Annotated in this window: 10 protein-coding genes; 4 read left to right on the forward strand and 6 right to left on the reverse strand. The window is 42.7% G+C overall.

The window, feature by feature from the left end:
* Window positions 1-538 (reverse strand): biotin/lipoyl-binding protein (locus LC605_RS33155; protein ID WP_229550547.1); only part of this gene is annotated, 538 nt, incomplete at its 3' end.
* Between the two features lie 1,045 nt (window positions 539-1,583).
* On the opposite strand from LC605_RS33155, the gene LC605_RS26905 reads away from it, so the two are divergent.
* Both LC605_RS26905 and LC605_RS26910 read left to right on the forward strand, forming a co-directional pair.
* Window positions 1,584-2,465, forward strand: coding sequence for an Npun_R2479 family HD domain-containing metalloprotein (locus tag LC605_RS26905; RefSeq protein ID WP_229550548.1), 882 nt, complete (start codon window positions 1,584-1,586; stop codon window positions 2,463-2,465).
* Between the two features lie 222 nt (window positions 2,466-2,687).
* Window positions 2,688-3,803, forward strand: a complete 1,116-nt coding sequence (locus LC605_RS26910; RefSeq protein WP_229550549.1) for an ABC transporter permease — start codon at window positions 2,688-2,690, stop codon at window positions 3,801-3,803.
* Between the two features lie 74 nt (window positions 3,804-3,877).
* Here the strand turns inward: LC605_RS26910 and LC605_RS26915 are convergent, their stop codons facing one another.
* From LC605_RS26915 to LC605_RS26925, 3 genes are all read right to left on the reverse strand, one after another.
* Window positions 3,878-4,186 carry a hypothetical protein gene (locus LC605_RS26915; protein ID WP_229550550.1) on the reverse strand — a complete coding sequence of 103 codons (309 nt, stop codon included), beginning with the start codon at window positions 4,184-4,186 and terminating at the stop codon, window positions 3,878-3,880.
* Window positions 4,187-4,246: 60 nt separating this feature from the next.
* Window positions 4,247-6,952 carry an ATP-binding protein gene (locus LC605_RS26920; protein ID WP_229550551.1) on the reverse strand — a complete coding sequence of 902 codons (2,706 nt, stop codon included), beginning with the start codon at window positions 6,950-6,952 and terminating at the stop codon, window positions 4,247-4,249.
* A gap of 292 nt (window positions 6,953-7,244) precedes the next feature.
* Window positions 7,245-8,315: an ATP-binding protein gene (locus tag LC605_RS26925; RefSeq protein ID WP_229550552.1), complete on the reverse strand. Its 1,071-nt coding sequence runs from the start codon at window positions 8,313-8,315 to the stop codon at window positions 7,245-7,247.
* Window positions 8,316-8,669: 354 nt separating this feature from the next.
* On the opposite strand from LC605_RS26925, the gene LC605_RS26930 reads away from it, so the two are divergent.
* Window positions 8,670-9,212, forward strand: coding sequence for a hypothetical protein (locus tag LC605_RS26930; protein ID WP_229550553.1), 543 nt, complete (start codon window positions 8,670-8,672; stop codon window positions 9,210-9,212).
* Between the two features lie 41 nt (window positions 9,213-9,253).
* Window positions 9,254-9,859: a hypothetical protein gene (locus tag LC605_RS26935; protein ID WP_229550556.1), complete on the forward strand. Its 606-nt coding sequence runs from the start codon at window positions 9,254-9,256 to the stop codon at window positions 9,857-9,859.
* Between the two features lie 16 nt (window positions 9,860-9,875).
* Here the strand turns inward: LC605_RS26935 and LC605_RS26940 are convergent, their stop codons facing one another.
* Window positions 9,876-10,901, reverse strand: coding sequence for an ABC transporter permease (locus LC605_RS26940; RefSeq protein WP_229550554.1), 1,026 nt, complete (start codon window positions 10,899-10,901; stop codon window positions 9,876-9,878).
* A gap of 391 nt (window positions 10,902-11,292) precedes the next feature.
* On the reverse strand, window positions 11,293-11,898 hold a 606-nt coding region (locus LC605_RS26945), incomplete at its 5' end, for an ABC transporter substrate-binding protein (protein WP_229550555.1).

Raw genomic sequence — 11,898 nt, forward strand, 5'->3', positions numbered from 1 at the left:
TCGCTTTATTTGATGCTAAATTCGCTTTACTTGATGCCAAATCTGCTTGTTTAGATTCCACATCTGCTTGTTTAGATTCCACATCTGCTTTTGCTTGGCTAATTTGGCTTTGTAGTATGGAACCATCCAACACCGCCAACACTTGACCTTTTTTGACAAAAGCACCTTCTTTGACATTTTCGGGAATGCTTTTGATTTGTAAGCCGTTGATCTGTGGTAGTACTGGAATTAAATCACGCGCTGCTACAGTCCCAGTAGTTTTGAGGGTACGGACAACACGAGCGGTTTCTACTGTGGCGATGGTGACTGTCATCGCTGGGTTAACTTTTTTGTCTGCTACCGCGCTTTGTTGACCGGATGGCAGACGACTGAATATACTCATCCCACCAAAGGCGATCGCGATTCCTAAACCAGCACCTAAGAATAATGGCTTCAACCATGACTTAGTTGGTTTTGGATCTGATTTGCTCAAAAAGCGAATATCTTCAGAGGTTACAGGTTCTTCTACCTCAACTTCTGAAACACTTTCATCGCTCACAGTCTCACCTCCACTTTCTGGTTATACATACTAATCTTGGTATTTTATGAAGAAAACTTGAAATTTATTTACTTCATCTCAACTATGACGCATTTCATCGTAAATGCCTTTTTTGGTCAATTAGTATACAATAAAACATCATTTAGTAGTAAATTTACATAAAATTGCTGAATATTTTTCTGTAGATTATGATACAAAAAATTATCTTATATCATCTAGCAGGATAAGAGGTTGTTTGAAAAGTATAGGACTTACTACAACATTTCATTAATTCGTAGCGAATTCTCTTTGCGTTCCTTTGCGCTTCCCTTTGCGCCCCTACCCTGCGGGAAGGCGAGGCGCCTATGCGTTTAAATTTCAACCCTCAATTCGCCACGATTTTATGCAAAGCTGTACTTACGCAAGTGTCACAAAAAATGAAAAGGAACTCTTAACTCTTAACAGGGAAATAAGCCACCCAGAACGGGCAGAGGGTTTCAACCTACCTGACGATGATGCGGATTTTTTCCCTTGACTTCGGGCGAAAGCGCGTAGCGGGACGTAAGTCCGGTTTTGAACCTTTATTTTTTGCATAAAAGCTTTTAGTTTGTAGTAAGGGCTTCAGCCCTGATGAAAGAGGACTAAAGTCCTCACTACAAACTCCAAATAATATGCCAGTTGCGTAAGTCCTAAAGTATTTGGCTGTATCTTTGCACTTATTGATCCCCCCTAACCCCCCTTAAAAAGGGGGGAACCGGAATTAAAGTCCCCCTTTTGGGGAGCCATTGCGGTCTTCTCCCTTGGCGCTAGCCTCTCACGAGTGGGAGAAGGGGAGACGCCAAAGGCGATAGCGCCGGCGGCAAGCGAGTCTGCGTTCGCGCAGCGTCTCGTAGAGAGCGTCTGGGGTCTCCCCAAGTGAAGCAAATGGCGTGGATTTAGGGGGATCTAAAACGTTTTGTTAGCGAAAAGAGGACTTTTCAAACATCCTCTAAGGGTTTGAGATTCATTTTCACTCCTATGTCTAATAAAATCAAAAAATAATTGGTATTTACCAGAGTCAGCACATATGTTCAATGCCACTGAAATTTTAATTGATGCCTTTGTAGATGAAATTCGAGAAGGCTACCGTCGCACCTATGGCTGCTTCAAAAATGATTATCAAGACATTATCGCCTGGGCTGGTAACATGGCTTTGGAAAACATTGCCAATAGTGACGCCCTTTACCACAATGTTGAACACACTGTTCTAGTCACCCTGGTAGGGCAAGAAATCTTACGTGGCAAACATATCAGAGAAGGAGGTGTTTCCAGTGAAGACTGGTTGCATTGTATTATTTCCTTAGTGTGTCATGATATTGGCTATGTTAAGGGAGTTTGCCGACAAGATCGAGAAGCAGCAAACTTATATGCCACAGGTAAAAATGGCAGAATGATTTCTGTAGATGCTGGCGCTTCCGATGCCAGTCTCACGCCCTATCATGTTGATAGAGCCAAGCTTTTTATTGATGAACGTTTTGGAGGTCACAAGTTAATAGACGCCGAGGCAATTAAGAGCAATATTGAATTGACTCGATTTCCTGTGCCTGTGGCAGAAGATCATCAAGATACAAAGTGCTTTGCAGGATTAGTACGTGCTGCTGATTTGATTGGGCAATTAAGCGACCCGCGTTACCTGAAGAAAATTGCTTCTTTATTTTACGAGTTTGAAGAAACTGGTGTAAATAAAGTTTTGGGCTATAAAACCCCTGCCGATTTACGTAATAACTACGCTAAGTTTTACTGGAATGGGGTTTATCCTTATATTCAAGAAGGACTGCATTATCTATCACTGACACAGCAGGGAAAACAAATTCTCGCTAATCTCTACTCCAATGTGTTTGTTGTAGAACACGAAAAACAACAGCAAGAACAGCAACAGTATTTAGAGAAGTTAGGAGTTGAAAGTTAGAAGTTATTCAATTTTGGATTTGAGATTTGAGATTTTTCCAACCAAAATCTCAAATTAAAAATTGGCAGAGTTGGGAGTTTAAGAACTATTAATGATCAATTATGAATTAAAATAAAAGCTTAATAACTCCCAACTCCCAACTCCAAATTCCCAACTCCTAACTCCCAACTCCCAACTCCCAACTCCCAACTCCTAACTCCTAACTCCTAACTCCTAACTCCTATGAATTGGTGGCGACAATTAAAGAAAAATCCTTTGGCACGATTTGGAGCAATTTTGCTGTTAATTTTCTATATAGGAGTAATTGCAGCTGATTTCGTGGCTCCTTATGACCCCTATGCCTCACAACCTAATGGTTCACTGCTGCCACCAACTAAGATACACTGGGTTTCTCAATCAGGGCAGTTTATCGGCCCTTATGTTTATCCGACGACTCAGGGAGATACGAATTTAGAAACAGGCGATCGCCAACTCATTGTAAACTTGAAAAAACCCTCACCCCTGCGTATATTTGTCTCTGGGCCAGAATACCGATTGTTACAGATGAGTTTGCCATTACCCCCGACGTGGGATGAAGTGACAATCTTTCCTGGTATTCCCTTAAATTGGCATTTATTTGGCACCACAACTGAGGCAAAATTCAACATTTTGGGCACTGATGACCAAGGCCGCGACCAATTTAGTCGGCTCTTGCATGGCGGTCGCATCAGTATGTTTATCGGGATTTTTGGCATTATCATTACCTATCCCCTCGGTTTACTCATCGGAGGAATTTCCGGCTATTTCGGCGGTGTGACTGATAGCATCATTATGCGTTTAGCAGAAGTGCTAATGACTTTCCCTAGTATTTATCTTTTGGTGACTTTGGGAGCAGTCTTTCCACCTGGTTTAAGTAGTACCCAGCGCTTTTTGCTAATTGTGGTAATTACTTCGGTTATTAACTGGGCTGGTTTAGCACGGGTGATTCGAGGACAGGTACTATCAATTAAAGAGCGAGAATTTGTCCAAGCTGCACGCGCAATGGGCGCAAACCCACTTTATATCATTCTCCGCCACGTTTTGCCGCAAACGGCTAGTTATGTAGTTATCTCTGCTACTCTTGCAATTCCCAGCTTTATTGGCGCAGAGGCGATACTAAGTCTCATTGGCTTGGGAATACAACAACCAGATCCATCTTGGGGCAATATGCTTTCTTTGGCTAGCAATGCTTCCATTTTGGTACTGCAACCTTGGTTAATTTGGCCACCGGCTGTGCTGATTATTCTCACAGTGCTAGCATTCAACTTACTCGGTGATGGGCTGAGAGATGCACTTGACCCGCGCAGTTTGAGAAGATAAGCCCTCATTAAATAATTCGTAATACTTCGGCTACGCTCAGTACAAGTTCGTAATTCGTAATTCGTAATTCGTAATTAAACCCTTTTATTTACGATAATAACAAATGGTGTCAGCGAAATAACAAATGCGATCGCCGAAATAACAAATGCCATCGCCGAAATAGCAAATGCGATCGCCGAAATAGCAAATGCTGTCACCGAACAAGCAAATGCGATCGCTGAACAAGCAAATGCGATCGCTGAACAAGCAAATGCGATCGCTGAACAAGCAAATGCGATCGCTGAACAAGCAAATGCCATCGCCGAACAAGCAAATGCCATCGCCGAACAAGCAAATGCCATCGCCGAACAAGCAAATGCCATCGCCGAACAAGCAAATGCCATCGCCGAAATTAGTCCGCGAAGGCGGACTTTGCCTGTGTAGCCGCGAATTCTATTCGCCTTCTATTTGCTGCAAAACTGCAAAACCCAACGGCGAAACAGTTCTACCGTAACTCGCCAGCTTCCCTGAGTTTCCTCAACGACATCATGACGTTCCAGAGTATTCAGCGCTTCCTGTAGTTCGGCATCGTTCATACCTGTAGACTGAGCTAAGGCATCCAGACTTAGCCCTTCTGGGTGAGGTGCAAGTACTCGTACAATTGCCTGCTGACCCTCAGCACCCCGCGCCGCCTGACCCCAAACCCCATCAAAGTAGTAGCGTCCCCGCTTGAAAAACTCAGGGTCATTGATAACTGCTTCCACATCTTTTACTGTGAAAACTGGGTCACGCGATCGCCCTTGCTCAAAAACAAAGTCATTGTAGCCGCGCACTAGCTGAAAACCCAGTAGTTGCACTAAATATGGTTGACCATTTGTCAAAGCATAAATTTCATCTAAAGCTTCCGGGATGTAGTCGAGGGGGAAGTCTTCATTACCTGGGTTAGCAAGAATTTGGCGGGTAGCTGCACGTTCTTGAAAGGCTACATGAATAGGATTGACGCTGGCAAAAAAGGGTTGAAAATAATCTGCTGTCATCTCCTCTAAGGTGTGCAAACCAGCAAAAGCAAATGCGATTTTAGAACTCATTTGCACTAAACCCCGCAGAAAACCCATAAAGTCCATAGGGATTTTCTTCGCTTCAATTAAATCTTCAATTTTCTCGAACTCGTCTAAGGCAATGATTAACCCGCCGTCTAGCTTTGCTTCAACCTGTTTTAAATACCGTTCAAAAGTCCGGTAGGGAAGATTTAGTAAATCAGCGTCAGCTGGTGGCGGAAGTTTTAGAGTTTGAGCAATTTCATCACAAATTGCCATTAGCACCTCACCCACACCTTGCGGGCTATCTCCCAAACGTAGCAAGTTGACATAAGCTAGCTGTATTTGTGAGCCTAGACAGTTAGCAGCGTTAAGCAGAATAGAAGTTTTGCCCATGCGCCTGTGACCGTAGAGAACTACAGACTGGAGTTGATTACCCATCACCCAGAGTTCTTCTAACTGTCTGATGATATCTTCTCGCCCAACAAAGAGATGACTTTGAACCGGGTCGCCTACAATATAAGGATTAACCACAGGCTTGGTGATGGAAATTTCTCCCACTTCACCAGCGATTTGTAAAAGGCTTTCTTTCCAAGTTTGAGCGATATCTATGATTAACCCTTGCTCTGCTTGCGGCAAGGTGTCGGCTTGATTTAGGATTTTTGTCAGTTCGCCTAATGCTCGATTGAGAGCTAAAGACCTGGCTGAACGTGAGACGCTGCGATTAACAAACTGAACATCTTCAACAACTCGACGCAGATTAGCAAGGACTTTCCAGGTAACTGGACGTAAAAGCGGTTCCTGTGGAAAAGGAGGAACTTGGATAGCAGCAATAGAATCTGGCTTTTGAGCTTTATTAAACAGCGCTAGAGTTTGGGCAAGAGTGTACATTTCCTCACCATAAAGTAGAGAACGCACTACTGTAAAAGCCTTTACTGCTTTCGCTGGTTGTTTTTCATGTAGATGCCAAAAACCAGCCGCAGTAGCACGAGCAGGAGTATCCATATTAAAGGGAGTGTCTATATTAAAACGAGCCTGTAAACCTTCTCCCCAAAAACGAGGTAAGAAAAAGTAGAAAGACAACAAATTTCTGATAAACCTTGACTTTAGGGTTTCATCTAGAGAAACTGAAGCAAAACGTACTATATTCCAATCAAAGGGATTTGTCGCCAGTCGAGAGACAGTCCAAATAAGTTGCTCTGACGGGATTTTGGCAAGTACCCTATTGACTGCTTGGATAACAGGAATGAATTGTAGGGTATATGCCAGCAGTTCATTGATATTATGTAAGCCAGTTTCCCAATCATTTTGCAGCCAATTTTGCAAGCGCCAAACAAGATTAGGAAGGGGAAGCGGAGTGATGCGGGGGAGTAGCCAACTACCATTTCGGATGATTCGCAAGTTTAAAAGTGAGCCAATAAGCCAGGTTTCTGGACGCAGTACCGCCACGCCTACCGCCACGCCTGCCGCCACGCCTGCCGCCACTCCGAACGCCACGCCTCCCGCCACGTCGAACGCCACGCCTGCTGCCACACCTCTCACCACGCCTCCCGCCACACCGAACGCCACGACGAACGTCACGCCGAACGCCACGCCGAACGCCATGCCTACCGCCACGCAGAACGCCACGCAGAACGCCACGCCTCTCGCTACTCCGAACGCCACGCCGAACGCCACTCCGAACGCCACTCCGAACGCCACGCCGAACGCCACTCCGAACGCCACTCCGAACGCCACGCCGAACGCCACGCCGAACGCCACTCCGAACGCCACTCCGAACGCCACTCCGAACGCCACTCCGAACGCCACTCCGAACGCCACGCCGAACCAGTTAAAGGGAACATTTACACCCTGAAAAATTAAACCTATACCTACAGGGGTAATTACTGTTAAAACTAATCCTTGAAAAAGTAACTGACGTTGGATAGCATTTTGACGCAATAACTCCCATCCTTTCCGCCAATTCATTTCCCCTTCAGGAATATACCCACCTCCGAATTCATTCACATACCACCGCAAAGCTTGCGGAAAGAAAAACACCCAATACAAAAGGCGCAGATAATCTAAGGGGTTCCACAAACAGAGGCGACGCTTCAACTTGGGCGCTAAGTCTAGGCGGGGTACAGGGGTCATTATTCAACCTCCATTATTACTAATGAAGAACCTAACCCCCCAGCCCCCTTCCATATAAGGGAAGGGGGAATAGGAGTAGTCTTGCTCCCCTCCCCTTGTAGGCTACCGTGTACACACAAATCGGAGTTACTTTGAGATCCGGGTTTTACCCCCCTTAATCCCCCCTTGTGAAGGGGGGAAACAAGAAAATCTAGTTCCCTCCCCTTTCCAAGGGGAGGGTTAGGGTGGGGTAATTCGATAACTTGTGTGTACACCGTAGCCTGTTGTAGAGGAGAGGTCAAAGCGGTGTCATTCATTGCAAACTCTCCACATACTGCAAAAAAGTTCGATAACACAATTGCATCAGTTTGCGAGGATGTCCGCCACTTTCTTGGATGAGTTGAATGATTTCTTCTTCAGTAAAACTCACAGAAGTTCTAGCTAGACGGTTGGTAATAAAAGCACGCATAGTAGCTTCATCCCAAGGATGAATATGTTCCTCGTGGCAAATACCTGCCAACGGAGAAGTATTACCTTGTTCCTGACTATCGTTAAAAAGGTTGTTCAGAGGTTCGGTGGCAGCTAAAATCAGCTTCAACGGAGCATTAATTCCTTCAGCTAAACCGCGCAAATAATCCCTTGTGTTGCGAGTAAAACCTTCGCCTGTAAGTTTTCCTACATTGTCTATAGCCAGTAGTATTTTACAATTTAGCAAAATGCGCCTTAACTGATAGTCTTTACTGTCAGGTATACCAATCTCATAGCACAATTCACTATAAAATTGACTTTCATTATGAAGCCAATTCAGGTCTAAGAAAACTGGCTGACGTTTAACGTTTAGACGAGTTTCTGCTTCTTCGCAAATCATCCATAGCAGCGAAGATTTGCCGATTCCCTCTTCCCCAATTAAAACAACACTACTACCGCTATTCAACACCTCAAATATTCCCCGGATTTCGCGCTTTCGGTCAAAAAATAGATACTTTTCTTCTACTCTGCCATTAAGGGGAATGAAGGGATTTTGATTTCGCTGTAATAGATTATCTGAGTGTGATTCATCTACTTGTGCTAAATTAATTGGTTCTACAATTGCTTGTTGGGAAGGTAAAGTTGTTTCTGAATACTGTTGACAATGATATTTAATTTGATTTTTAAAATTTCTCTTATTAACTTTTATGCCTAAATCTTTTGTAATCTTTTTGCATAAATTTGCACCTGCATCTCTCAAATATTGCTCAGAGAAAACAGTCTGAGTAACAATATTTGAATAAGTCTGACCTTCCCAGATTCCTAAAAAAAGCTTTTCTTCCAATTCATTTAAGACTTGATTAGTCTTTTTAGCAAACAGCTCATTAATGAATGCTAACGCTTGTTTTGAGTCCATTAGAGAATGTTTGAAAAGTGGTTAGCTGTGACTTTAGGCACTTATTGATCCCCCCTAACCCCCCGATAAATTGGGGGAAGAGTCAAAGTCCCCCAATTTATCGGGGGATTTAGGGGGATCTAAAACGTTTTGCTACCAAGAAAAGGACTTTTGAAACATCCTCTTAGGCGTAATTGAATTGGCAGAGCGAAGTCAAAATCAGCCAGTAGTGTAATACTTTACCCTACAAACCTACATTTGCCTACTTTCCCTTATAACAATTTAAACACTTAAGCTTCCTACTAACGCCTACCTATAGAGCTTATGTCTCAAGCGATGATGGTGTTACAGAACAAAAGTTGAGGAGTTTGAGAAATGACAACTTTTAGACAACAGCTTGCACTTGCTCTTATCGCTGCCACCGCCACTATATTAGCTGCCGGAGTGCCTGTCATAATGGGGCTTGGGAACAAATCTTCTCTAGAGTCCACCTCTGTCACCGCCACTTCTACAACGTGTGATAAAGTTACTCTGGCTAAAGTATGCGTTGATAATCTTACAGTGCAGTTTAATAGCAACGAACCTCAGCAAGTAAAAAATCGCGATCGCATACCTTTAAAAGCTGGAGATACTCTAAGATTATCAAATCTAACCTATTGCATACCATCTAAAGCTCCAGTCAATCGAGTAGAAGTAAAAGTTTATCTGTTTCCAAATGGAGTTGAGAGTTATAAAAATGGAATTTTCACTCCTAGTAACTTCCCGATTAATGCTGCTTGTCATAATATTGGTAGTTTCCAAAAAACCTGGAAGCTTGAACCAGGGCAGCACCGAGTTAGCATACCTATTATCAAATATGTTGGCAGCAACAGAATTGTTGACGCTAGTTTCTACTTTGACTTGGATGTTGGACGGTAATTTCAGTCTTCTATTTAAAAGCGAAAGTGAGTAATAGTTCTATGGCTTACAGCGAGTTTAATTTAGCTAAAGCAAAACAAGAGTTTAGTTTAACCACATTAGAAAAACGCGATATTTTCGCTGCTGTTTCTGAATTAGAAGCGAGTAATTTACTTGTAGAAACACTCAATTATAACCTGGCGATCGCTTTAGGTAGTAATAGTGAAAAGGCTCGTTCTGAGTTAATTATTGCGCCAATTTTAGTTGATTTACGCAGACAATTGCGAGAACAAATTGGTTTATTTTCTGGGGTAGATTTCACTGTTGATAATAGCAAAGGATTAAACGGCACTTGCGATTTTATTATTACGAAATCTCCAGAAATTCTAATTTTAACAGCACCAGTAATTACAGTTGTAGAAGCTAAAAAAGAAAATATTAATGCGGGTTTGGGTCAGTGTGCAGCAGAAATGGTAGCAGCCCAAATTTTTAATCAGCAAGCTGCAACTGAGATTAAAACTGTTTACGGAGCAGTCACAACGGGCAGTATTTGGCAATTCCTCAAACTAGAAGAACAAACATTGACCATTGATTTAAGCGAATATTATCTCAAAGATGTGAATAAAATTCTTGGTATTTTAGCCAGTGGTATTTTTCCAGAAAATTAACAAAATGTCAAACACCTTAATACCGAATTCGTGGATCTACATAAGCATTTAAAATATCAATCAAAATGCTTGCACTCACAACGATCGCACCAAAAAAGACTAGCACTCCCTGGACTGTGGGATAATCGCGATCGGCGATCGCTTGATACAATCGATTGGCTAGCCCAGGCCAAGAAAATGTCACCTCTGTCAAAATCGCTCCACCCAACAGAGACGCAAAGGTTAATCCCAACACTGTAATCACTGGAATTAGCGCATTTTTTAAGGCGTGAGAGGCTAAAATCTTATTTTCACCAATACCTCTAGCTCTAGCGGCTTCTACATAATCTGCTTGCAAAGTTTGCTTTAAATTCACTCGCACAATTCGCTCAAAAATCCCACTGAGCAAAATTCCCAAAGTGAGACTCGGTAGAGCCAGATGGTGCAAAGATGTGAAAAACTGAGTGAAGTTTCCAGCGAGTAAGCTATCAATTGTATACAATCCAGTCACAGGAGTGGGAGCCGGAAGATTGGGCGGAAAGCGGTTGGAATTAGGAAACCAACCCAATTGCACTGAGAAAATCAACTGCAAAAGCATTCCCGCCCAAAACATGGGGAGTGCATAGGTGATGATCCCAAATAAGCGCCCGCCCACATCAAAATATGTGCCAGGACGAGAAGCCGAAAGAGTCCCAACCGCAATTCCGACGATGAGTGCAACCGTCATACTACATACTGCTAACTCCACCGTCGCCGGGAAATATTGCCCAATTATGTCCCCAACATTTTGTCCGCGACTCATTAAAGAGGTTCCCAAGTCAAAGCGCAGTATGCTTCCCAAATAGTTTAGGTATTGTAGCCACAAAGGAAGGTTTAAACCTAGTTGTTTTCGCAATTCCTCTTTAGCTGCTTCTGGCGCACGTCCCCCAAGAATTGCATCTGCTGGATCTCCTGGTGTTGCTCTGAGTAAAAGAAATACAATGGTGATGATAGTTAATAGCTGAAGTGGCGCGAGAAGCAACCGAGAAACAATGTAATATTGTAAAGCTTTAGAACGAGACATAAGTAATTTAAATTTTAAAATTCACAAAGCAGTTTTGAGAACTATTTTAGCTATCAAATAGATAAATATTGAACTAAGTAGGTTGGCGCAATTAAAGCTAACTGGCTAAGGCTGTCATTTGTAATTTGTCATTTGTCCTTCGTCATTTGTCCTTCGTCATTTGCCATTTGTAATTTGTCATTTGTCCTTCGTCCTTCGTCCTTCGTCCTTCGTCCTTCGTCATTTACAAGGGTTTTAAGCCTATTTACGTTTCGTAACATATTTAGGTTTTTTCGCGCTAACTTACTTAGAAATTTTTTCTAGAATAGTCAAAAGTCAATGGTCAACAGTTATGACCAATGACCAATGACCAATGACCAATGACCAATGACCAATGACCAATGACCAATGACTACTTTTTAATTGTCTGGTAAACCAGAATTTGGTTAGGATTAAGTTGTACGCTGCTCACACCATTTCGGGCAAATACATAGTCTTTGTTTTGCCATAAGGGAACATAAGGTACATCAGCAGTAACTTGTGTTTGAATTTCAGTAAAAATTTTCTGACGCGCTTCGGGGTTTTGTTCTTTGCGTTGCTGATCAATGAGTTGATTCATAGCTTCGCTATAGTAGAAAGAACCCTGAGTTTGACTGCCTCCATCTTCGCACCCTTTAGCAACTGAACCTTTTTCACAAAGCAAAAACGGCTGGACGTAATTATCTGGATCTAAGAAGTCTGGATACCAATCAAGTAAAGCTGCTGGATACAATCCCTTGGAAATGTCTTTGAAAAAGGCAGGCCCTTCCGCTTGACTGACTTCAAATTGCAGTATTCCATCCATTTTGGCATCCACAAGGGATTTGAGTGTCTGTGCTGCCAAACTCCGAGTAGGTGAACTAGAAGGATACCAAACTTGCACTTTTGCGGGATTTTCTTTGGAGAAACCAGCAGTAGTTAACAATTTTTTAGCTTGATCAAAGTTAGCATCGCCATATTTATCTTTAAATAATGGTTG

Source organism: Nostoc sp. CHAB 5836, assembly GCF_020829445.1.
Lineage (GTDB): Bacteria > Cyanobacteriota > Cyanobacteriia > Cyanobacteriales > Nostocaceae > Nostoc.

Excerpts from the sequence above, each read along its gene's own strand:
- LC605_RS26905 (WP_229550548.1), top strand. The coding sequence starts at position 1,584 with ATGTTCAATGCCACTGAAATTTTAATTGATGCCTTTGTAGATGAAATT.
- LC605_RS26910 (WP_229550549.1), top strand. The coding sequence starts at position 2,688 with ATGAATTGGTGGCGACAATTAAAGAAAAATCCTTTGGCACGATTTGGA.
- LC605_RS26915 (WP_229550550.1), bottom strand. The coding sequence starts at position 4,186 with ATGGCATTTGCTTGTTCGGCGATGGCATTTGCTTGTTCGGCGATGGCA.
- LC605_RS26920 (WP_229550551.1), bottom strand. The coding sequence starts at position 6,952 with ATGACCCCTGTACCCCGCCTAGACTTAGCGCCCAAGTTGAAGCGTCGC.
- LC605_RS26925 (WP_229550552.1), bottom strand. The coding sequence starts at position 8,315 with ATGGACTCAAAACAAGCGTTAGCATTCATTAATGAGCTGTTTGCTAAA.
- LC605_RS26930 (WP_229550553.1), top strand. The coding sequence starts at position 8,670 with ATGACAACTTTTAGACAACAGCTTGCACTTGCTCTTATCGCTGCCACC.
- LC605_RS26935 (WP_229550556.1), top strand. The coding sequence starts at position 9,254 with ATGGCTTACAGCGAGTTTAATTTAGCTAAAGCAAAACAAGAGTTTAGT.
- LC605_RS26940 (WP_229550554.1), bottom strand. The coding sequence starts at position 10,901 with ATGTCTCGTTCTAAAGCTTTACAATATTACATTGTTTCTCGGTTGCTT.